At 61.4% G+C, this 21,401-nt stretch carries 19 protein-coding genes and 2 tRNA genes; 13 read left to right on the forward strand and 8 right to left on the reverse strand.

Annotation, left to right across the window (positions count from 1 at the left end):
- Positions 1-55: 55 nt before the first annotated feature.
- On the reverse strand, positions 56-2,503 hold the full coding sequence (locus BLQ09_RS22150; RefSeq protein ID WP_092358553.1) for an acyl-CoA dehydrogenase: 2,448 nt from the start codon (positions 2,501-2,503) through the stop codon (positions 56-58).
- 191 nt (positions 2,504-2,694) lie between these two features.
- On the opposite strand from BLQ09_RS22150, the gene BLQ09_RS22155 reads away from it, so the two are divergent.
- The 4 genes from BLQ09_RS22155 to BLQ09_RS22170 all read left to right on the forward strand — a co-directional run bounded on the left by BLQ09_RS22155 (position 2,695) and on the right by BLQ09_RS22170 (position 5,871).
- The gene (locus BLQ09_RS22155) at positions 2,695-3,354 is read left to right on the forward strand and encodes a transglutaminase-like domain-containing protein (protein WP_092358555.1); all 660 of its coding nucleotides are present in this window, start codon (positions 2,695-2,697) and stop codon (positions 3,352-3,354) included.
- A 56-nt stretch (positions 3,355-3,410) separates the two neighbouring features.
- Positions 3,411-4,028, forward strand: a complete 618-nt coding sequence (locus BLQ09_RS22160; RefSeq protein WP_027607097.1) for a glutathione S-transferase family protein — start codon at positions 3,411-3,413, stop codon at positions 4,026-4,028.
- 134 nt (positions 4,029-4,162) lie between these two features.
- Positions 4,163-5,095 (forward strand): ABC transporter ATP-binding protein, encoded by a 933-nt coding sequence (locus BLQ09_RS22165; protein WP_027607098.1) that lies wholly within the window; start codon positions 4,163-4,165, stop codon positions 5,093-5,095.
- Positions 5,092-5,871 (forward strand): ABC transporter permease, encoded by a 780-nt coding sequence (locus tag BLQ09_RS22170; protein WP_012723134.1) that lies wholly within the window; start codon positions 5,092-5,094, stop codon positions 5,869-5,871. Before BLQ09_RS22165 ends, BLQ09_RS22170 begins: the two co-directional genes overlap by 4 nt.
- A 66-nt stretch (positions 5,872-5,937) precedes the next feature.
- On the opposite strand, the gene BLQ09_RS22175 is transcribed toward BLQ09_RS22170, so the two are convergent.
- Complete coding sequence (locus BLQ09_RS22175) at positions 5,938-6,477, reverse strand: TetR/AcrR family transcriptional regulator (RefSeq protein WP_027607099.1); 540 nt, start codon at positions 6,475-6,477, stop codon at positions 5,938-5,940.
- A 91-nt stretch (positions 6,478-6,568) separates the two neighbouring features.
- Between BLQ09_RS22175 and BLQ09_RS22180 the strand changes: the two genes are divergently transcribed.
- From BLQ09_RS22180 to BLQ09_RS22190, 3 genes are all read left to right on the forward strand, one after another.
- Positions 6,569-7,768, forward strand: a complete 1,200-nt coding sequence (locus tag BLQ09_RS22180) for an MFS transporter (protein WP_027607100.1) — start codon at positions 6,569-6,571, stop codon at positions 7,766-7,768.
- An 88-nt stretch (positions 7,769-7,856) separates the two neighbouring features.
- Positions 7,857-9,005 carry a TDT family transporter gene (locus BLQ09_RS22185; protein WP_027607101.1) on the forward strand — a complete coding sequence of 383 codons (1,149 nt, stop codon included), beginning with the start codon at positions 7,857-7,859 and terminating at the stop codon, positions 9,003-9,005.
- Between the two features lie 57 nt (positions 9,006-9,062).
- Complete coding sequence (locus BLQ09_RS22190) at positions 9,063-10,937, forward strand: MFS transporter (protein ID WP_092358557.1); 1,875 nt, start codon at positions 9,063-9,065, stop codon at positions 10,935-10,937.
- Between the two features lie 56 nt (positions 10,938-10,993).
- On the opposite strand, the gene sugE is transcribed toward BLQ09_RS22190, so the two are convergent.
- The 3 genes from sugE to rdgC all read right to left on the reverse strand — a co-directional run bounded on the left by sugE (position 10,994) and on the right by rdgC (position 13,388).
- Positions 10,994-11,308 carry a quaternary ammonium compound efflux SMR transporter SugE gene (gene sugE, locus BLQ09_RS22195; RefSeq protein WP_027607103.1) on the reverse strand — a complete coding sequence of 105 codons (315 nt, stop codon included), beginning with the start codon at positions 11,306-11,308 and terminating at the stop codon, positions 10,994-10,996.
- Between the two features lie 107 nt (positions 11,309-11,415).
- Complete coding sequence (locus BLQ09_RS22200; RefSeq protein ID WP_092358559.1) at positions 11,416-12,381, reverse strand: bile acid:sodium symporter family protein; 966 nt, start codon at positions 12,379-12,381, stop codon at positions 11,416-11,418.
- A gap of 86 nt (positions 12,382-12,467) precedes the next feature.
- Entirely contained in the window at positions 12,468-13,388 is a 921-nt protein-coding gene (rdgC, locus tag BLQ09_RS22205; RefSeq protein ID WP_027607105.1) for a recombination-associated protein RdgC, read from the reverse strand.
- Between the two features lie 159 nt (positions 13,389-13,547).
- On the opposite strand from rdgC, the gene BLQ09_RS22210 reads away from it, so the two are divergent.
- Positions 13,548-13,623 (forward strand) — tRNA-Val (locus BLQ09_RS22210).
- 19 nt (positions 13,624-13,642) lie between these two features.
- Positions 13,643-13,719, forward strand: a tRNA-Asp gene (locus tag BLQ09_RS22215).
- Between the two features lie 338 nt (positions 13,720-14,057).
- Here BLQ09_RS22215 and BLQ09_RS22220 read toward each other — a convergent pair.
- Both BLQ09_RS22220 and BLQ09_RS22225 read right to left on the reverse strand, forming a co-directional pair.
- Positions 14,058-15,224 carry a catalase family protein gene (locus tag BLQ09_RS22220; RefSeq protein ID WP_092358561.1) on the reverse strand — a complete coding sequence of 389 codons (1,167 nt, stop codon included), beginning with the start codon at positions 15,222-15,224 and terminating at the stop codon, positions 14,058-14,060.
- Positions 15,221-17,029 (reverse strand): di-heme-cytochrome C peroxidase, encoded by a 1,809-nt coding sequence (locus BLQ09_RS22225; RefSeq protein ID WP_092358563.1) that lies wholly within the window; start codon positions 17,027-17,029, stop codon positions 15,221-15,223. Before BLQ09_RS22225 ends, BLQ09_RS22220 begins: the two co-directional genes overlap by 4 nt.
- A 258-nt stretch (positions 17,030-17,287) precedes the next feature.
- On the opposite strand from BLQ09_RS22225, the gene BLQ09_RS22230 reads away from it, so the two are divergent.
- The 4 genes from BLQ09_RS22230 (at position 17,288) to BLQ09_RS22245 (ending at position 19,590) form a co-directional block, all read left to right on the forward strand.
- Positions 17,288-18,019: a BamJ family beta-barrel-assembly machinery protein gene (locus tag BLQ09_RS22230; RefSeq protein ID WP_012723274.1), complete on the forward strand. Its 732-nt coding sequence runs from the start codon at positions 17,288-17,290 to the stop codon at positions 18,017-18,019.
- A gap of 312 nt (positions 18,020-18,331) precedes the next feature.
- On the forward strand, positions 18,332-18,790 hold the full coding sequence (locus tag BLQ09_RS22235) for a YkvA family protein (protein ID WP_027607108.1): 459 nt from the start codon (positions 18,332-18,334) through the stop codon (positions 18,788-18,790).
- 93 nt (positions 18,791-18,883) lie between these two features.
- Entirely contained in the window at positions 18,884-19,222 is a 339-nt protein-coding gene (locus tag BLQ09_RS22240) for a helix-turn-helix domain-containing protein (RefSeq protein WP_027607109.1), read from the forward strand.
- Positions 19,219-19,590, forward strand: a complete 372-nt coding sequence (locus BLQ09_RS22245) for a hypothetical protein (protein WP_005786715.1) — start codon at positions 19,219-19,221, stop codon at positions 19,588-19,590. Before BLQ09_RS22240 ends, BLQ09_RS22245 begins: the two co-directional genes overlap by 4 nt.
- Here the strand turns inward: BLQ09_RS22245 and BLQ09_RS22250 are convergent.
- Positions 19,587-21,356, reverse strand: coding sequence for a bifunctional diguanylate cyclase/phosphodiesterase (locus BLQ09_RS22250; RefSeq protein WP_043293707.1), 1,770 nt, complete (start codon positions 21,354-21,356; stop codon positions 19,587-19,589). The two genes, BLQ09_RS22245 and BLQ09_RS22250, sit on opposite strands and share 4 nt — an antisense overlap.
- Between the last annotated feature and the right edge of the window lie 45 nt (positions 21,357-21,401).

The raw sequence follows: 21,401 nt of genomic DNA on the forward strand, positions 1-21,401 counted from the left end.
AAAACGGGCGCGAGAGTATATGCCTCTCGCGCCCGTTTTTATATGACCGCCGGACTCAGCGGACTTTACCTTCAGCGTGTACCAGCTCTTCCTTGCTGAAATCATCCACGTCGATCACCTTGCGCCGTGCCGCTTCGGCGTCGCGCAAGCTCTGCGCTTCCGCCGGTTGCAGCACACCGGCGTGCAGCGCGGCATCGATGGCATGCTCGCCGGCAGTCGGTTTGACCTGGCCGCTTTTGAGCGCGGCATGCAGTTTTTTCTGCAGCGGGTGGCTGGCACCCAGCAGGTCGTAGGCGTGTTGCAGCGCGCCCACCGGATCGTCTGCCGATTGCGGGCGGTAGCAGCCGGCCAGCAATTCTTCCAGGGTCGGATCGCCTTTGGCGCGGCCAATCACCGCGGCCACTTCCGCATCCAGCGCATCGGACGGACCGGTATGGCGACGCCCGAACGGGAACACAATCACCCGCAGCAGGCAGCCCAGCACTTTATTCGGGAAGTTGCTCAGCAGCTCATCCAACGCACGCTCGGACTCGCCGAGGCTTTCTTCCATGGCCCAGGCGAACAGCGGTTCCAGGTGATCCGGCGAATCCAGGTCGTGGTAACGCTTGAGTGCCGCCGACGCCAGGTACATATGGCTCAGCACGTCACCGAGGCGTGCCGACAGGCGTTCGCGGCGTTTCAACTCGCCACCCAGCAGCATCATGCTCAGGTCTGCCAGCAGCGCGAACGCGGCAGCCTGGCGGTTCAATGCGCGGAAATAACCCTGGCTCAAACGGTTGCCCGGGGCTTTCTCGAAGTACCCCACGCCGAGGTTCAGCACCAGGGTGCTGGCGGCATTGCTCACGGCAAAGCCAATGTGTTGCATCAGCAGCCCGTCGAACTCCTTCAGCGCCTGATCGTGGTCCTCACGACCGGCCAACGCCATTTCCTTGAGCACGAACGGGTGGCAGCGGATGGCACCCTGGCCGAAGATCATCAGGTTGCGCGAGAGGATATTCGCGCCTTCCACGGTGATGAAGATCGGCGCGCCCTGCCAGCTGCGGCCCAGATAGTTGTTCGGGCCCATGATGATGCCCTTGCCGCCGTGTACGTCCATGGCGTGGCTGATGCACTCGCGGCCGCGTTCGGTCAGGTGGTACTTGAGGATCGCCGACAGCACCGAGGGTTTTTCCCCAAGGTCCACGGCATTGGCGGTGAGCATGCGTGCGCTGTCCATCAGCCAGGCGTTGCCGCCGATGCGCGCCAGGGCTTCCTGGATACCTTCGAAGGCTGACAGCGGTACGTTGAACTGCTCGCGCACCTGGGCGTACTGGCCGGTGACCAGGCTGGTGAACTTGGCGGCGCCGGTGCCCACGGCGGGCAGGGAGATCGAACGGCCGACCGACAGGCAGTTCATCAGCATCATCCAGCCTTTGCCGAGCATTTCCTGGCCGCCGATGAGGTATTCCAAGGGGATGAACACGTCCTTGCCGGAGTTGGGGCCGTTCATGAACGCGGCGCCGAGGGGCAGGTGGCGACGGCCGATTTCCACGCCGGGGGTGTCGGTAGGGATCAGCGCCAGGCTGATACCCAGGTCTTCTTCTTCACCCAGCAGGTGGTCTGGATCGTGGGCCTTGAAGGCCAGGCCCAGCAGGGTCGCGACCGGGCCAAGGGTGATGTAGCGTTTTTCCCAGTTCAGGCGCAGGCCGAGGGTTTCCTTGCCTTCCCATTCGCCTTTGCAGATCACCCCCGTGTCAGGCATGGCGCCGGCATCGGAACCGGCCAGCGGGCCGGTGAGGGCGAAGCAGGGGATGTCATCGCCACGCGCCAGGCGCGGCAGGTAGTGGTTGCGTTGTTCGTCGGTGCCGTAATGCAACAGCAATTCGGCCGGGCCGAGGGAGTTGGGCACCATCACGGTGGAGGCCAGGTCGCCGCTGCGGGTGGCGAGTTTCATCGCGACCTGGGAGTGGGCATAAGCGGAGAAGCCCTTGCCGCCATATTCCTTGGGAATGATCAGGGCGAAGAAACCGTGGGTCTTGATGTGCTCCCACGCGGCCGGCGGCAGGTCCATGGCCTGGCCGATTTCCCAGTCGCTGACCATGGCGCAGAGTTCTTCGGTGGGGCCGTCGATAAAGGCCTGTTCTTCCTCGGTCAGTTGCACCTTGGGGTAGGCCAGCAATTTGTCCCAGTCGGGACGACCGCTGAACAGTTCGCCGTCCCACCACACGGTGCCGGCGTCGATGGCGTCGCGCTCGGTCTCGGACATCGGCGGCAGGACTTTCTGGAACCAGCTGAACAGCGGCTTGGTGAAGTATTGGCGGCGCAGGTCCGGCAGCAGCAAGGGCGCGGCCACCACAGCGATCAATACCCAGAAAATCAGCAGCAGCCAACCCGGTGCATGGCTCCAGGCGCCCATCGCCAGCAGGTAAACGGCGATCACGCCCAGGGCGGGCAGGGGGGCGACGCGGCGATGTGCCAGGTAGGCAATGCCGACCACCAGAACCAGTATCCACAACAACAGCATATTCAATCCTCCGTGAAACCAGGGGCGAAACCACCAGGGAGCTTAGTCGGCATCCGAACAAGCGGGGTGATCAGGGTGTTACAAGTTGTACTGGGAACACCTGGCATCAGGCGCCGACATTTGGCCGGATCGTCGTTATCTCCGTGGCGGACCTGTCGTTAAACTCCAGGCTTCCTTCGGAGATCAAACTCATGGATACGTACCTGAGCCCCAGCCGCTTCATCGATAGTGACCACCCTGCGGTGGTGGAGTTCGCCGAAAAACACCGCGGCTCCAGCGCGAATTTACGTGACCAGGCGGTCAGTCTCTATTACGCCGTGCGTGAGGCGATTCGCTACAACCCCTACACCTTCAGCCGCGACCCCGGCAGCCTCAGCGCCAGCTTTGCCCTGGCCGCCGGCGAAAGCTATTGCGTGCCCAAGGCCACCTTGCTCGCCGCCTGCGCTCGCCACTGCGGCATCCCGGCGCGCATCGGTCTTGCGGATGTGCGCAATCATCTGTCGACACCGCGCCTGATCGCGTTGCTCAAAAGCGATGTGTTCGCCATGCATGGCTACACCGAGTTTTACCTGGACGGCCGTTGGGTCAAGGCGACGCCGGCGTTCAACCGACAACTGTGTGAGGTGTTCGACGTACCACCGCTGGACTTCGACGGGATCAACGACAGCGTGTTCCATGCATTCAACCGCCAGGGGCAGCGCTCGTTGGAGTACGTGGTGGACCATGGGCAGTTTCCCGATGTGCCCGAGGATTTCTTCTTCGCTCATCTGGAGAAATGTTACCCACACCTGTTTGCCGAACAGATGCCGACCTTGCTGGGCGACATGCAGAGCGATTTGAGCCGCGAGTGAACCGGCGTATGCTGCTGCGTTCATCCAGCCATGTTCATCAACAAAAAGGCGCGGTCATGCTGAAGATCTGGGGTCGTAAAAATTCATCAAACGTCAGGAAAGCACTGTGGTGCGCCGAGGAGCTCGGCCTGGACTATGAGGCAATTGATGCGGGCGGGGCTTTTGGCGTGGTGGACACGCCGCAATACCGGGCATTGAACCCGAATGGCCGGGTGCCGATGATCGAGGATGGCGACTTTGTGCTGTGGGAGTCCAACACCATCGTGCGCTACCTCTGCGCCAAACACGCGTCGGGGTTATACCCGAGCGACCTGCAGGCGCGTGCCAGCGCCGAGAAATGGATGGACTGGACCACCTCGACCCTCGCCGAGCCGTTCAAGGCCGTGTTCTGGGGCGTTGTGCGCACCCCGGCGGAGAAGCAGGACTGGGGCAGTATCAACGCCGGGCGTCAGGCCTGTATCGATGCACTGAGTACCGTTGACGATGCATTGGCCGAGCAGCCTTACCTGTCGGGCGAGACCTTCGGCATGGGTGATATTCCCCTCGGCTGCTTTATCTACGCCTGGTTCGAGATGCCCATCGAGCGCCCTGCGATGCCCCATCTGGAGGCCTGGTACCAGCGCCTGCAACAGCGCCCGGCCTACCGCAAGGCGGTCATGACCGCGTTGACTTAATACTGACTATTAATACAGGTGACTGTACTTGTGCGGCTCGGGCAAGCACCATGCCTGTCATGCGCCGCCGTTGAACTACGTGCGCTGCGCCCTCATCTACTCTTTCTATTCCCTTCTTTGGTGCGTATTCCGATATGAGTTCCGCTCTGTCCATCCGGCAGCTAACCAAAACCTACGGCAACGGTTTCCAGGCCCTGAGTGGTATCGATCTGGACGTTGCTGAAGGTGACTTCTTCGCCTTGCTCGGCCCCAACGGCGCCGGCAAATCCACCACCATCGGTATCCTCTCCACTCTGGTCAACAAGACCAGCGGCACGGTGAATATCTTCGGCCACGACCTGGACAAATCCCCGGCGGCTCTCAAGCGTTCCATCGGCGTGGTGCCCCAGGAATTCAACTTCAACCAGTTTGAAAAGACTTTCGACATTGTCGTGACCCAGGCTGGTTACTACGGCATCCCGGCGAAAGTTGCCAAGGAGCGCGCCGAGCAATACCTGACCCAGTTGGGCCTGTGGGACAAGCGCGACGTGCCGTCCCGGTCGCTGTCCGGCGGCATGAAGCGTCGCCTGATGATTGCCCGCGCACTGGTGCATGAACCGCGCCTGTTGATCCTCGATGAGCCCACCGCCGGCGTGGATATCGAACTGCGTCGCTCGATGTGGACCTTCCTCACCGAGCTGAACGAGAAGGGCATCACCATCATCCTCACCACCCATTACCTGGAAGAGGCTGAGCAGCTGTGCCGCAACATCGGCATCATCGACCACGGCACCATCGTCGAGAACACCAGCATGCGTAACCTGCTGGGCCAACTGCATGTGGAAACCTTCCTGCTCGACCTGAAGAACAACCTGTCGGCACCACCGCAACTGCTCGGCTACCCCAGCCGCCTGGTGGACAGCCATACCCTGGAAGTCCAGGTGGATAAAGCCATGGGCATCACTGCGTTGTTCACCCAGTTGGCGGCGCAGAACATCGACGTGCTGAGCCTGCGTAATAAAACCAATCGCCTTGAGGAGTTGTTCGTGTCCTTGGTGGAGAAAAATCTGACGAAGGTGGCGGTATGAGTTCTGAGCTGCAGCCCAACCTTGTCGCACTGCAGACCATCGTCTACCGCGAAGTGAAGCGCTTTACCCGGATCTGGCCGCAGACCCTGCTGCCGCCGGCGATCACCATGGTGTTGTACTTTGTGATCTTCGGTAACCTGATCGGTCGGCAGATCGGCGACATGGGTGGTTTCACCTATATGGAGTACATCGTGCCGGGCCTGATCATGATGTCGGTGATCACCAACTCCTATGGCAACGTGGTCTCCAGTTTCTTCGGCAGCAAGTTCCAGCGCTCCATCGAAGAGCTGATGGTCTCGCCGGTGTCGCCCCACACCATCCTGATCGGCTACACCTTGGGTGGCGTACTGCGCGGCTTGATGGTGGGTGTGATCGTGACGCTGCTGTCGCTGTTCTTCACCCACCTGCAGGTGCATCACCTCGGCGTCACCATTCTGGTGGTGGTGTTGACGGCGACGATCTTCTCGCTGCTGGGGTTTATCAACGCCGTATTTGCACGCAATTTCGATGACATCTCGATCATCCCGACCTTCGTGCTGACGCCGCTGACCTACCTGGGCGGGGTGTTCTACTCCATCACCTTGCTACCGCCGTTCTGGCAGACCGTGTCGCTGGCCAACCCGGTGCTGCACATGGTCAACGCCTTCCGCTACGGCATCCTGGGCGTGTCGGATATCAAGATCAGCGTGGCGATCACCTTCATGCTGGTGGCGACGGTGGTGTTGTATATCGGTTGCGCGAAGCTGCTGGTGAGCGGGCGCGGGATGCGTACCTGATAAAGCGCGGTCAAAAAATGTGGGAGGGGGCTTGCCCCCTCCCACATTTGGTTTTGTTTCAGGTCTTCAGGCCTGCAGAGCCAGCTCGATCAGCGCGTGCAGCTCTTCAACCGTCAGCGGCGCGCTTGAGAACAGAATACGGAACACCGTCGGCGCTGCCAGCAGATTGATCAAGTGGTCCACGCTTGGTGGCGACTGGTGCGGATAACGGTCGACAATCGCCTGAAGCTGCCCACTCAAGATGCTCACGCAGTAGCCCGGCGTCCCCCTGCATTGCAGGTCGCGCATCATGTTGCGGCCCGGCTCTGAACTCATCTCATCCAGGTATTGCTCGGCCCACGCCCGCAAGTCGCCACGCAGGCTGCCGGTGTTGGCGGGCTCGCTGTCGGGGCGCATGCGCGCCAGGGCCACATCCGCGAGCAGCACCGAGAGGTCGCCCCAGCGCCGGTAGATAGTCGAGGGCGTTACGCCTGCGCGCGCGGCAATCATCGGCACCGTGACACTGGAGCGCTCATGGGTTTCGAGCAATTCACGCACGGCCGAGTGGACCGATTCCTGTACCCGGGCACTGCGGCCCCCCGGGCGGAGGCCTTCTTTTATCGCCATGCTTGTGACCTTAACACAAAGAATTTGCTTTAAGCGCCGGCGAGTAGCACACTCCGCAAAAGCAAAAAATTAGCTTTAGCGGAGCGTGCCCATGTCCAGCCTCACTTCTCATCGTTCCAGCCTGGTGTTCCTCGCGGTCACGTTGCTGACGTTTCTCGCCGCTTCCAGTGCGCCGACACCGTTGTACCACCTGTATCAGGAGGGCCTGCATTTTTCGGCGGGCACGCTCACGCTGATCTTTGGCGTGTACGCCTTGAGCCTGTTGGCGGCGCTGTTGACCGTGGGCTCGCTGTCGGACCACCTGGGACGCAGGCCCGTGATTTTTACGGCATTGGTCCTGAATATGTTGGCGATGCTGCTGTTTATCAATGAAGACAGCGTGGCCTGGCTGATCGCAGCGCGTACCGTACAGGGGTTTGCCACCGGCATGGCCACGGCGGTGCTGGGCGCGGCCTTGCTCGACACCGACCGCCAGCAGGGCCCGCTGGTCAACAGCGTGGCACCTCTGCTGGGCATGGCGTGCGGTGCGATGGGCAGCAGTGTGCTGGCGGAGTTCGCGCCACTGCCGACGCAGTTGATCTACTGGACGCTGCTGGCGCTGATGCTGATGCAGGCGCTGTATGTGTGGCGCCTGCCGGAAACCGTTGATCGTATTCCCGGTGCACTGGCCTCGCTGCGCCCCACGCTGCATGTGCCGCCCCAGGCGCGTCGCGCGTTGTGGCTGTCATTGCCGGTGGACGTGGCGGTGTGGGCGATGGGGGGCTTTTACCTGTCCCTGGCGCCGTCGCTGGTACGGGCGGCGACAGGCTCTACATCGAACCTTATCGGTGGCGGCCTGGTGGCGGTGCTGACGTTGAGCGGGGCGCTGATGATCTTCACCCTGCGCAATCGCCCGGCCAGCAAGGTGCTGCGCCTGGGCGCGACGCTGCTGGCGGTGGGGGTGGCGCTGATCCTTACGGCGGTGCACAGCGCCAGCCTGCTGCTGTTTTTTATCGCCACATTGATCGCCGGCAGCGGCTTTGGCGCCGGCTTTCTCGGCGCATTGCGCAGTGTGGTGCCGCTGGCTTTGCCCCATGAACGGGCAGGCTTGATGTCGGCATTCTATGTGCTGAGTTATTTGGCGTTTTGCTTGCCTTCGCTGCTGGCGGGCAACCTGATTCGCCGCTTTGGCCTGATCGTCACCACCGACGGTTACGGCGCCGTACTGATCCTGCTGGCCCTCGGGGCGTTGGTCGCCTTGCTGCTGCAGGATTCGGCAAAATCCAAGGCGGCCTGCATATCTGTAAAGTAGATAACAGTTAGAGATATTACCCGTTATATAGATATTCGATCAGGTTCTACCATGGCCTCAACCTCATGCGAGGAAGAGGATTGCCATCATGAACTGCTCGACGACCATCAGCTACAAACCCTTCAGTCACCTGACCCGGCCTCGGGAAGTGATTCGCCAATTCACCCCCAACTGGTTCGCCGCGACCATGGGCACCGGGGTGCTGGCGCTGGCCCTGGCGCAATGGCCGGTCAACCTGCCAGGTGTGCAGGCCATTGCCGAAGCACTGTGGTGGTTCACCATTGGCCTGTTCATTCTGTTCAGTGCCTTGTATACCGCGCGCTGGGTGATGTTTTTCCACGAGGCGCGGCGGATTTTCGGGCACTCCACGGTCTCGATGTTCTTCGGCACCATCCCCATGGGCCTGGCGACCATTCTCAATGGCTTGCTGCTGTTTGGCCTGCCGCGTTGGGGCGCCGATGTGATCCCGCTGGCCGAAGCCCTGTGGTGGCTGGATGTGGCGATGGCCCTGGCCTGCGGTGTGCTGATTCCCTTCATGATGTTCACCCGCCAGGAACACAGCATCGACCAGATGACTGCGGTCTGGCTGCTGCCGGTGGTGGCGGCCGAAGTCGCCGCAGCCAGCGGCGGCTTGCTCGCGCCGCACCTGGCGGACGCTCATTCGCAACTGGTGATGCTGGTGACCAGCTACGTGTTGTGGGCGTTTTCCCTGCCGGTGGCGTTCAGCATCCTGACCATCCTGATGTTGCGCATGGCCCTGCACAAACTGCCCCACGCCAACATGGCGGCGTCGAGCTGGCTGGCGTTGGGCCCGATCGGTACCGGTGCCCTGGGCATGTTGTTGCTGGGCGGCGATGCTCCGGCGATCTTTGCCGCCAATGGCTTGCCCGGCGTGGGTGAAATAGCCAATGGGCTCGGCCTGGTCGCAGGCATCACCCTGTGGGGCTTCGGCTTGTGGTGGATGCTGATCGCAGTATTGATCACCCTGCGTTACCTGCGCGGCGGTATCCCATTCAACCTCGGTTGGTGGGGCTTCACCTTCCCGTTGGGGGTGTACGCCCTGGCCACGCTGAAGCTGGCGAACCTGCTGCACCTGGGCTTCTTCAGCGCCTTCGGTAGCCTGCTGGTGGCGGCGTTGGCGCTGATGTGGCTGATCGTGGCCAAGCGCACTGTGCAGGGCGCCTACAAAGGCGAGCTTTTTGTTTCGCCGTGCATTGCAGGACTAGGGAATAAGTAAGCGGAGTTAGGTAAAGTCGTGGCCTGATAACTATTAGGCCACGCAGGAACACGGACGATGAGCCACCCCTCACAATTCACCTTGCTGCGCACACGGCGCTTCCTGCCGTTTTTCATCACCCAGTTGCTGGGCGCTTTCAACGACAACATCTTCAAGCAATCGCTGATCCTGGCGATTCTCTACAAGCTCACCATCGACGGTGACCGCAGCATTTGGGTCAACCTGTGCGCCTTGCTGTTTATCCTGCCGTTCTTCCTGTTTTCGGCGCTGGCCGGGCAGTTTGGCGAGAAATTCAACAAGGATGCGTTGATCCGTGCGATCAAGATCGGCGAGATCGTGATCATGGCCGTCGGTGCCACAGGCTTCCTGTTCAACCATTTGGAATTGATGCTGCTGGCGTTGTTTGCCATGGGTACCCACTCGGCGCTGTTCGGTCCGGTGAAGTACTCGATCATGCCCCAGGCCCTGCACGAAGATGAGCTGGTAGGTGGCAACGGCCTGGTGGAGATGGGCACGTTCCTGGCCATCCTGGCCGGCACCATTGGCGCCGGGATCATGATGTCGTCCACCCATTACGCGCCGATCGTGGCGGTGGCGATTGTCGGCGTGGCGGTGCTGGGTTACCTGGCCAGCCGCAGCATTCCACGGGCGGCCGCATCCACGCCGCAACTGCGCCTGGACTGGAATATCTTCACCCAGTCCTGGGCCACGCTGCGCATGGGCCTGGGGCAGACGCCCGCGGTGTCGCGCTCGATTGTCGGTAACTCGTGGTTCTGGTTTGTCGGCGCGATCTACCTGACGCAGATCCCGGCCTACGCCAAGGAATGGTTGTACGGCGATGAAACCGTGGTCACCCTGATCCTCACGGTGTTCTCGGTGGGCATCGCCCTGGGCTCGATGCTCTGCGAAAAACTCTCCGGGCGTAAGGTGGAAATCGGCCTGGTGCCGTTTGGCTCGTTCGGCCTGACGGTGTTCGGCCTGCTGCTCTGGTGGCATTCCGGCGGTTTCCCGCAGAACGTCCAGGCCAACGATTGGCTCGCGGTGCTCAGCTACGGCCAGGCCTGGTGGGTGTTGTTCGATATCCTTGGCCTGGGTGTGTTCGGCGGCTTCTATATCGTGCCGCTGTACGCGCTGATCCAGTCGCGTACCGCCGAGAACGAGCGGGCGCGGGTGATCGCCGCCAACAACATTCTCAATGCGCTGTTCATGGTGGTCTCGGCGATCGTGTCGATCCTGCTGCTGAGCGTGGCCAAGCTGTCGATCCCGGAGTTGTTCCTGGTGGTGTCGCTGCTCAACATCGCGGTCAATGCCTACATCTTCAAGATCGTCCCCGAGTTCACCATGCGCTTCATGATCTGGCTGCTCAGCCACTCCATGTACCGCGTGGAGCATCGCAACCTCGACCTGATCCCGGACGAAGGCGCGGCGTTGCTGGTGTGCAATCACGTGTCGTTTGTCGATGCGTTGTTGATCGGTGGCGCGGTGCGTCGGCCGATTCGCTTTGTCATGTACTACAAGATCTACCGTTTGCCGGTGCTGAACTTTATCTTCCGCACCGCCGGGGCGATTCCGATTGCCGGGCGCAATGAAGACATCCAGATCTACGAAAAGGCCTTTACGCGCATTGCCCAGTACCTGAAGGACGGGGAGTTGGTGTGTATCTTCCCGGAAGGCAAATTGACGGCGGATGGCGAGATGAATGAGTTCCGTGGTGGGGTGACGCGCATCCTGGAAGAGACACCGGTGCCAGTGATTCCGATGGCGTTGCAGGGGCTGTGGGGGAGTTTCTTCAGCCGCGATCCGCACAAGGGCTTCTTTCATCGGATCTGGTCGCGGGTGGTATTGGTGGCGGGTGAGCCTGTTGCCGTGGAGGCGGCTACGCCTGCGCAGTTGCAGGCGGTGGTGGGTGTTTTGCGGGGGAGTGTCAGGTAGTTCTGTGCTGGATGTACCGGACTCATCGGGGGCTTGCCCCCGATGGCGGTAGCGGCCTAAGCGCTGATCTTAAGCCCAACAAGCCCGCAAATGATCAACGCCACACTGGCCAATCGAAACAACGCCATGGACTCCCCGAACAGGACAATCCCGGCAATCACGGTGCCCACCGCGCCCACACCGGTCCAGATGGCATAGGCGGTGCCCAGGGGCAGTTCTTTCATGGCCAGCCCCAGCAGGCCGAGGCTGATGGCCATGGCGGCAATCGTCAGGGCGGTGGGCAGTGGCTTGCTGAAACCGTCGGTGTACTTCAGGCCGACGGCCCAGCCGACTTCGAACAGACCGGCAAAAAACAGAATGATCCAGGACATGATGACCTCGCTTCCATAGGCGGGGTCGTCCCCGGATTGTGCGCCTCGACAGCGTCGCGAGGTCGTCCCCGCGAAGCCCGGTAGAGTGCCGAAAATTGATCATGCGATCAAGTTTGCGGCGTGTTCTCCAGTACGCGGCGGTCTTCCTTCTCGCTCATGCGGCGGAAATACGTCGACAGCAATGCCCCGGAAATATTGTGCCAGACACTGAACAACGCACTGGGCACTGCCGCCAACGGCGAAAAGTGCGCGCTGGCCAAGGCGGCGCCCAGCCCTGAGTTCTGCATGCCCACTTCCAGTGCCAACGACTTGCGTTGGGCCAATGGTAGTTTGAACACACGGCCGGTGAAGTAGCCCAGCACGTAGCCGAAGCTGTTGTGCAGCATCACCACAGCCATGATCAGCAGGCCCGATTCGGCAATTTTCGCCTGGCTGGCAGCCACTACCGCGGCGACGATGATCACAATGCTGACCACCGACACCAGGGGCAGCACGTCCACTGCATGGCGGACCCGCTCGCCGAGCACGCGTTGCGCGACCACGCCGAGCACGATCGGCAGCAGCACCACTTGCAGGATCGACCAGAACAACTCCATGAACGACACCGGCAACCAGGCCGAGGCCAACAGCCAGATCAGCGCCGGGGTGAGCAGCGGGGCGAGGAGGGTGGTGACGGCAGCGATGGCCACCGACAGCGCCAGGTCGCCACGGGCCAGCCAGGTCATCACGTTGGACGAGGTGCCGCTTGGGCAGCAACCGACCAGGATCACGCCGACGGCAATTTCCGGCGGCAGGTGAAAGGCCTGGCACAGCAGCCACGCCACCCCCGGCATGATCACGAAATGCGCGACCACGCCCAGGGCCACGCGCCACGGGTGGCGAGCGACTTCGGCGAAGTCTTCAAGTTTGAGGGTCAGCCCCATGCCGAACATCACCAGGCCCAGCAGCGGGACGATGGCGCTTTTCAGGCCGATGAACCAGCTGGGCTCGAGGAACGCGACAACGGCGAAGATCAGCACCCAGTAGGCGAAGGTATTGCCGACGAAGCGGCTCAAGGCGGCGAGTGCGCGCATGGGGGTGTCCTTGTTGTTAGATGCTTGAAGTGCAACTGCGATCAACTGTGGGAGGGGCCCCTCCCACAATTTGATCTTCAAACGGCTTAGATACCTTGCGGGGTTTCTTCGCCGCCGAGGGCTTCGATCAACGCCGGCAGGAAGTCGCCGAAGGTCAGCATCATCAGCGTGAAGCTGGCGTCCAGCTGACCCAGGGCCTCTTCGCCACCGTCCTGTTCCGCCTGGTCTTGCAGCAGGTCTTCGAACTTCAGGCGCTTGACGGTCATCTTGTCGTCAAGCATGAAGGACAGCTTGTCCTGCCAGGCCAGGGACAGTTGGGTCACGACTTTGCCGGTGGTCAGGTGCAGCTGGATTTCTTCGCCGGTCAGGTCCTGACGCTTGCAACGTACGATGCCGCCGTCTTCGTGGGTGTCGCGCAGTTCGCATTCGTCGAGGACGAAGAAGTCATCGGCCGGTTTCTGGGTGGTGACCCAGTCGGTCATGATGGCGGTGGGCGCGGTTTTCACGGTGAGTGGGCGCACCGGCAGGGTGCCGATCACTTCACGCAGGGTGGAGAGCAGGTCTTCGGCGCGTTTCGGGCTGGCCGAGTTCACCAGGATCAGGCCTTGCTTCGGCGCGATGGCGGCAAAGGTCGACGAGCGGCGAATAAAAGCGCGGGGCAGGAAGGCCTGGATGATTTCATCCTTGATCTGGTCGCGTTCCTTTTTATAGACCTTGCGCATTTGCTCGGCCTCGATCTCTTCGACTTTCTCTTTCAGTGCGTCACGCACCACGCTGCCCGGCAGGATGCGTTCTTCCTTGCGGGCGGCGATCAGCAGGAAGTCACCGCTGACGTGAACCAGGGGAGCGTCTTCACCTTTACCGAACGGTGCGACGAAACCGTAGGTGGTCAACTCCTGGCTGGCACAAGGGCGCGCCAGTTTGGTGGCCATGGCCGCTTCCAACGCCTCGGCATCAACAGGCAGATCTTGGGTCAGGCGATAGATAAGCAGGTTCTTGAACCACATGGGGTGAGTCTCTCCTTTATACAAAGGGGGGCATTATTCTCTTGATAGCGCCCCAGGCCAACCCTGCCTAAGCCATTGGAAGGCCTCAAAAAAAAGATTTAAGAAAGTGCTTGCCAGACATAAGGTCGCTCCGTAGAATGCGCGCCACACCGAGACGAAGGGTGATTAGCTCAGCTGGGAGAGCATCTGCCTTACAAGCAGAGGGTCGGCGGTTCGATCCCGTCATCACCCACCATTCGCTTCATGTGTTACGCGCAGCGGTAGTTCAGTCGGTTAGAATACCGGCCTGTCACGCCGGGGGTCGCGGGTTCGAGTCCCGTCCGCTGCGCCATATTCGGTAGCCTGGAACGCTGAACGCCAGGTCACCACAGAAAGCCCGCTCATTGAGCGGGCTTTTTTTGGCCTGCGATTTGATCTTTCTACGCCTTGCCTTTGCGCTGACGCTACCTGACCTTTTTCTTGCGTGGCTGGCGCGTGGCCAAGTGCTCGAAGCAAAAAGACGCAGTGCCGAACACGGCGATTATGGTCAGGACGATCATGCCTAGGGTTGAGCTTTCCACGATGGGCTTCCTACGTGATGGAGTAGGCGTCCACGGTAGAGTTACGACGAAAGCGCCTCAATAGACCCGACGCAATCCTTACGACGCCGGGCCCATTGTTACGCAGTCTTTACGGGGCGTTGCGGCTGTGGCGGTAATCGCTGACCGCTTCATACACCGCCTTGCGCAAGCGATTGATGCCACCGATGGGCCGATGCTCGGCTACGCCAAACCATGGGTTGAACGACTGGTTGTCGCACGCCAGGTTCTGCTCGGGCGTATCGAAATCCTGGGCCGGGATCCGCACCTTGGCTACGCTCTCGTAGGGCGCATCGCTCTCCTTCCACTCGATGCTGGTGTCTTCGATCGGCATGAATTTCTGCGGGTTCTGCCGCTGGATCTGCAACACGAAACATGCCGGCACGCGGTCGGTGGACAGCTGCTGGCTCAAGGCGCTGCGCAGGAAGTTCGGCAGGTCCTGGTTCTGCTTGGGCAAGGCGTATTCCGGGCAGCTCTGTGGGTCGGGCGCCACACGGAACTTGGCATTGGCCGCGCCGAACTTGTAGGGCGATACCGAAAAATAGGTGGTCTGCGTCGGGCTGGCCGGTGCGGGTGCCAGGGTTGCCAGGGCGATAAACAGGTGACGCACCTGCCAGCTGCGCGGGTCGGCCTTGGGGAAGAACGCCAGGACTTTCTTGCCATCCGCCTGGGCGCCGATGTTCTGAGCGTACTCCGCCACATCGCTGACAAAGAAATTCGGGTGGCTGAACATCACGAAGTCCTGTTCCGTGCGGGCCTGCTGGTCGGCGAGCAATTGTTTGCCCGGCACGTCCAGCAACTTGAGCGCCATGCCCCGGGCATCGCGGATGCTGTCGAACTGCGGGTAGGCGTTGCCGTTGGACAAGCGCATCATGGCCTGCCAGGTCTTGCCTGGTTCGGCAAATACACCCTGGCGCAACGCCGGGTCGAGATCGGCCAGCACACTGACTTCGGCTTTCACGCAACCATGGGCCTTGGCGTGGGCATCGCGCAGGTAGCGCGTGCCTTCGCGATGCTGGTCAACGATGCGCACGGCGGTCTGGATAATGCCCTGGGTCATTGCCGCTTCACCCGCAGGGATCTGCTCGTCCGGCGACACCGGTCCGCTGTGCTGCCAGGCAAACCACGCCGTGCTCGCCAGCCAGCCGAGCAGGCCCAGGCCCACCAGCCACAACAGGGTCTTGCCGAGAAACCGGCCAAGGCGCAGCCACAGGCGGGCGAGCAGGGAAGGTTGGTCGTATCGAGATCGGATCATCATGGCAGTTGTTGCTCCAGCGGGCCGCCCAGCACTTTGAGGTATTCCAGCAGTGCCCAGCGTTCCTGCGGCAGCAAGCTGCGGCCGATAACGCCATTGCCACGCTTGCCTGCACGGAATTCGTGGCCGCTGTTGTGGTTGCCGGTGAGTTTGGTATCGAACAGGAAGGCATTCTTGAACGCTGCGGTCTCAAAGCCCAGGTGACGCGGGTCGTAGTTGAAGGTGCCTTTATAGAAGGTGGTGCTGCGTTCATCCTGAGGCGAGAGCAACTGGTAGATCGTCGGCACCGAGCCGTTGTGCAGGAACGGCGGGGTCGCCCACACACCGGCCAGCGGGCGGGCCTTGTAGGCACGCAACTCGCGCACGCCAATGGGCAGGCCGTAGCCATCCAGGCCCGTGCGCTCGGCCGGGGTGACGCCGGCGGCGCGGTAGGCGTGGTCTTCGACGAAGGCGGTGACGTAGGCCAGGCCCTTGGCCACGGAGATTTTCTTCAGGTCCAGCGGCTCGGTGGGGGTGGGGTGCAGTTCGACATTGAGCTTGGCCAGTTCCGCCGGGTCCCACTGCAGGGCGCTGAGGTCATAGCGCTGGTCGGCAATGTTGCTGGCGGTACCGGGGTCGGTGCCGATGTACGCCACCGGCAGCATTTTCAGCTGCTGCACCGGGCGGCCATGTTCCTCGGTGACGGCCGGCACATGGCAGCCGGCGCAGTTCTCGGCGAACAGCGCGCGGCCCTGGGCGGCGAGGGGCTTGTCGACGGGGCCGAACAAGTCCTCGGGCCAGGTCGGTGGTTTGAGGCGTTGCAGGGTTTCTTCGATCCGGTTGAGGTCACGCACCCTGACGCTCGACGGGTAGCGCGCATCGCCCTGAAGCGGTTGGCCGGCGGCGTCGAAAAAGCTCAACGTCGCGCCTACACCGAGGGCTTCACCGATATTACGCGCCATGGGTTGCTGGGCCGAGCCGTTCCATTGCACCCAGTCGAAGGTCCAGATGTCCCACAGCTGCGGGTAGTCCACCGGCGCATTGGCGACGCGGTAGTTGTCTGGCGAAATGGCATCGCCAAAGCTGGCATTGGCGATCCGGCCAAAGGCGTCGGTGCGGCCCGGGCCTTCTTCGGTGGGGTAGAGGCCGCGGTGGGTGTCGTTCCAGGCGACCTTGAGGAACTGGTTCAGCGACTGTTTGAAGTCCTCGCGCAACTGGCTGTGCTCTGCGTCGTAGCGATCCCCCAGCACCTGGCGGGCAAACCGCTCGAATTTCCAGGGGTTGTAGTAGGTGGCGGCGAGGCTGGCGACCAGGGCCTGGCCGAAACTGCCACCACGCAAGGTGGGTACGCTGGAAGGCAGTACGTGTTGGGCCGAGCCGCCGTCGATACGCAGGGCCTGGCCCTTGAAGTGCAATTCGCCGGTATGGCAGGCGGCACAGGTAATATCCAGGTACTCGACGTTGCTGTCGGCGTTTTTGTGCCGGGCGAAGCCCACGGGCAGGTTGCCGGGGTTTTGCGTAGTGGGCACCTGCTTGGGGTCCACCAGGAAACCGAAGCGCGCCAGGTACTCCGGCGTGGCAAAACGCCGCTCGGAGAACGGCAGTTCCAGGGCGGTGAACCAGTTGTAGTGCAGGCCTTTTACTTGGGTGCCCTGGGGCGTGAAGTAATAGGTCTGGCGGTCGGCGGCGCTCCATTGGTCCTGGTAGTGCACCTGTTCCACCGGCACGTAGTCGGGCAGCCTGGGGTTGACGGTGTAGTACAGCACCACGGCCAGGATCAGGCCCAGCGCGATGAGTATCAGCAGTAAAACACGGGAAAAAATGCGCAAGATGGCTATCCTTGTCTCGGCCTTGTCGAGTGGTCGCGTTGTTATCCCACTACGCCACGGGTGCGGCAAGTGGCCATGAGTCAGATGAGAGGCGGTCCCGCGATCCGTCGCGGGCTCCCATAATGAATGAAAATGCTTTTAAACACGTGAACTTATCGGAAGTTTCCTGCTCACATGCCGGTAGCCATTGGTCGTGGCCGCCTGATAAGCTCGCGACTTTATTCGAATGCCCTTTTGGCGCATGAACAAGGAAATAGCATGAAACAGCATCGGTTGGCGGCGGCGGTGGCCCTGGTTAGCCTGGTACTTGCGGGTTGTGATTCGCAGACCAGCGTAGAGCTGAAAACCCCGGCGCAGAAAGCTTCCTACGGCATCGGCCTGAACATGGGCAAAAGCCTTGCTCAGGAAGGCATGGATGACCTGGATTCCAAAGCGGTAGCCCAGGGCATCGAAGATGCCGTCGGCAAGAAAGAGCAGAAGCTCAAAGACGACGAACTGGTTGAAGCGTTTGCCGCACTGCAGAAGCGTGCTGAAGAACGCATGACCAAAATGAGCGAAGAGTCGGCAGCCGCCGGCAAGAAATTCCTCGAAGACAACGCCAAGAAAGACGGCGTAGTCACCACGGCTTCCGGCCTGCAGTACAAGATCACCAAGAAAGCCGACGGCCCACAGCCTAAGCCGACTGACGTGGTGACTGTTCACTACACCGGCAAGCTCACCAACGGCACCACCTTTGACAGCTCCGTGGATCGCGGCAGCCCGATTGACCTGCCGGTCAGCGGCGTGATTCCTGGTTGGGTCGAAGGCCTGCAACTGATGCACGTTGGCGAGAAGGTCGAGTTGTACATCCCGTCCGACCTGGCCTACGGCGCCCAGAGCCCGAGCCCGGCAATCCCGGCCAACTCCGTGCTGGTATTCGACCTGGAACTGCTGGCCATCAAGGACCCAGCCAAGGCTGAAGCCCCTGCTGCACCTGCCGCCAAGAAGTAATCGGCGCTTGAACACACAACGCCCCGTCTTGACGGGGCGTTGTTGTTTTCGGGGTTTTCAAAATCAGTACCTGTAGACATCCGATCGAACGCCCGTACGCTGTAGCAGTCTGATGTAAGACTCGAGTACGGGTATCGGCACATCTGCGCCAAGTCAATGAATTCTTGGGTTTTTTTGATGTGCGCAAAAAACGCCCGATCTGACTGGAAGCCTTGTAGGACGTGGCTTTCAGCCGGTAAAACAGGCTCTGTTCACAAGGTTATCCACAATTTGTGTGGATAACCTTTCTGTTTGATGGAACTGGAGTGACAGATGAAACCACCCTTCAATTTCACCCGTTTCCTGCCCATGGCTGCACGCTTGCTGGGCCGTGGACGTTTGCCGACCCTGCTGTTCGCTGTCGCCGCCAAAGGCTCCAGCCAGGGCAACCGCCTGGGTAAGCTCAAGGATGATCTCAAGTTGCTTCAATCCCTGTGCCTGGCCTACTGGCGTGGCGAGTACCGGGCCATCAGCCCCAAGGCACTGATCTCTGTGGTGGCGGGGTTGATGTATTTCCTCAGCCCGATTGATGCGATCCCGGACTTTATCCCCATGTTCGGCATGCTCGACGACATCGCGGTACTGGCGTGGGTCATGAAGACCCTGGAAGGCGAACTGAGCGCGTTTCGCGCCTGGCGTGACGCACAGCGCCCGGAAAAACTCGCGGTGGTTGAGCGTTTGCCTGCCACCCCGGCCTTGCTGGCCAAGGAAAACCCGCAAAAAAACGGATGACGTGGCTATCCCCCTGCGACCTTTGTGGCTGTTAGGATTACACTCCTAAGGAAAGAGCTTACTCAGTAAGTGCAGTTATCCTACGGGGCGGTCATGGATATTCAGATAATTTCACGCAATGGCGAACCCGAGTACGCGGTGTTGCCATGGGATCAGTACCAGGCGCTGCTAAAAGCCGCCGGTCAGCAACAGCCTTCACCGACGCCTTCTCCTACTGCACACGCCGCACCTGACCAGGATTTGCGCCCGCTCGCAGACCTGCGCGGCTTGCGTGAAGCCAAGGGCCTGGCGATTGAAGCGTTGGCCCGCACCGTGGGCATCAGCCCCTCGTATCTCGGATTGATCGAAAGTGGTGAACGTCAGCCGGATGCCGCAATCCGCCGCAGCCTGGCCTGGGAATTGGGCGTTACAGGGTGGAGGGATGAATCTTGAGCCTACGTATCAGTCGTCAACATTGGGATGGGTTACTTAACGAACTGGACCAGGCGCGCCGCCAGCGCCATCTGCTGACCTACCGGGCACTGTTGGAGCGCCTGCAGTTTCCGACGCCGGCGATGCAAACCCTGGCCGCTGCCCTGGAGCACCTGGCGGCGCTGGACGCCAAGGCCGAGCAACCGTTGCGCAGCTCCCTGGTGATCAGTCAGGGCGCCAGTCGCCTGCCGCGTACCGGGTTCTTTGAATGTGTGGAGCGCCTGGGGCGTTTCAGCGGGCCGTCCGATGGTGTGGCCGCCGCCTCCTGGCATGCCTCGGAAGTGGTGCGGGTGTTCGAATACGAGTATCCGGAGTCTGCCGAGGCTTAAAGTGCCTGGGGCAACATGTCCATGCTGTCGATCACGTGGATACTGTAGCCGGTCATATCCTTGGCATGGTGCTTGGCCTGCGAGGCCAGTTCCGCCAACTGGCTGGCATCGAGTTGTCCACAGGCCTGTGGATACAAATGCACCACCCCGATCGACAATGACAGCAACGCAAACTCCTGGCGTACGCCCTGGCGGTTCAGCGCCACGAAGCAGCCGGCGTCGAGGTGCTCGGCGCGGTAGAAGCGCCGGCACTGGGTATGGAAATCGTCCAGCAGCTGGTTGAGCCGCTTGCGCCAATCCTGTGGCCCCAATACCAGCAGAAAGTCATCGCCACCGATGTGCCCGACAAAGTCGCGGCTGGGGTCGACCCGGTCGTTCAGGCACTGCGCCAGGCACAGCAACACCTCATCCCCACGTCCGTAGCCGTAGATGTCGTTGAACGGCTTGAAGCTGTCGATATCCACGTAGCAGATCACCGATTCCCGCTGTTGCTGCAACAGTCGCGTCAGGCACTGCTGGATCGGCACGTTGCCGGGCAGCAGGGTCAGCGGGTTGGCATAGCGCGCCTGCTGGATTTTCAGTTCGGTGATCAGCTTGAGTACATCGATTACCCGGCCCAGGCCGAGGTAATCGCCATTGAGGGTGATAATGAAATCTTCTTCGATACGTTGCCGTGCGCGGCTGGTCAGCAGGCGGCTGACCTGTTGCAGCGACTGGCTCAACTCCACCGCCAGAAAATCCGTACTCATCAGCCGGCTGATGGGCTTGCGCGCAAACAGGTCGGTGGCAAACGGCTTGAGCAGCGCATCGGAGAGTGAATGCCGGTGCACGATCCCTACCGGGTGGCCGCGTCCATCCAGCACCGCCAGGGAGTTAAGGTTAGCCTGGCGGCGGAACGCCTCCAACACCTGGGCGGTGGCGGTGTCCTGATCGACCGCCGGTTGTTCGCTGAGCAGGGCGCTGAGGTCGCCGGCTTCTTCGCTGAGGGCCACATTGGCCTGGTCGGGCTTGGGCAGCATCTGGCGCGCTTCCTGTGGCGGCTGCTCCTGTGGACGGCAGAGCAGGTAACCCTGGACCAGGTCGACGCCCATCTCGGTCAATACCGCCAGCTCTTCCGGCAATTCGATGCCCTCGGCGATCACCTGGGCCCGTGAGGCCCTGGCGATCTGCAGGATAGAGCCGACAAACTCACGCTTGAGCGCATCCTGATGGATACCGTCGATAAAGTGCCGGTCGATCTTCACGTAATCCGGGCGCAGCTCCGACCACAAGCGCAGGCTGGAATAGCCGGCACCCAAGTCATCCAAGGCAATCGAAAAGCCCATGTTGCGGTAATGGTGCAGGGCGGTTTGCAGCAGGTCGAAATCGTCGGTGGGGGTCTGCTCGGTGAGTTCGATCACCACCTGGCTCGGCGGAATGCCGAAGTCGCGCAGCAATTGCAGGGTGCGGCCCGGTTGATGAGCGGTCTCCATCAAGGATTCGGGCGAGACATTCAGGAACAGCTTGCCCGGCAGCTTTTGCTCGCTGAAGCGGCGGCATGCGCTTTCGCGGCAGGCCATTTCCAGTTCGCTGAGGCGTCCGGCATGGCGCGCCACCGAGAACAGCGCGATGGGGGAGTGCAGCGGGCTGTTCGACGGGCCGCGGCTGAGGGCCTCGTAGCCGAGGATGCGCCGTTCCGACAGACAGATGATCGGTTGGAACAGGCTGTGCAAACTGCCTTGAGCCAGGATAGAGCCCAATGCACTCAGCTGTTCGGTCATGGTCATGGCGATCTCGATCGAAAAAAAAGGACCGTGGGCGTTACGCCGACG

It is taken from the genome of Pseudomonas sp. NFACC25, from assembly GCF_900100935.1.
Lineage (GTDB): Bacteria > Pseudomonadota > Gammaproteobacteria > Pseudomonadales > Pseudomonadaceae > Aquipseudomonas > Aquipseudomonas marginalis.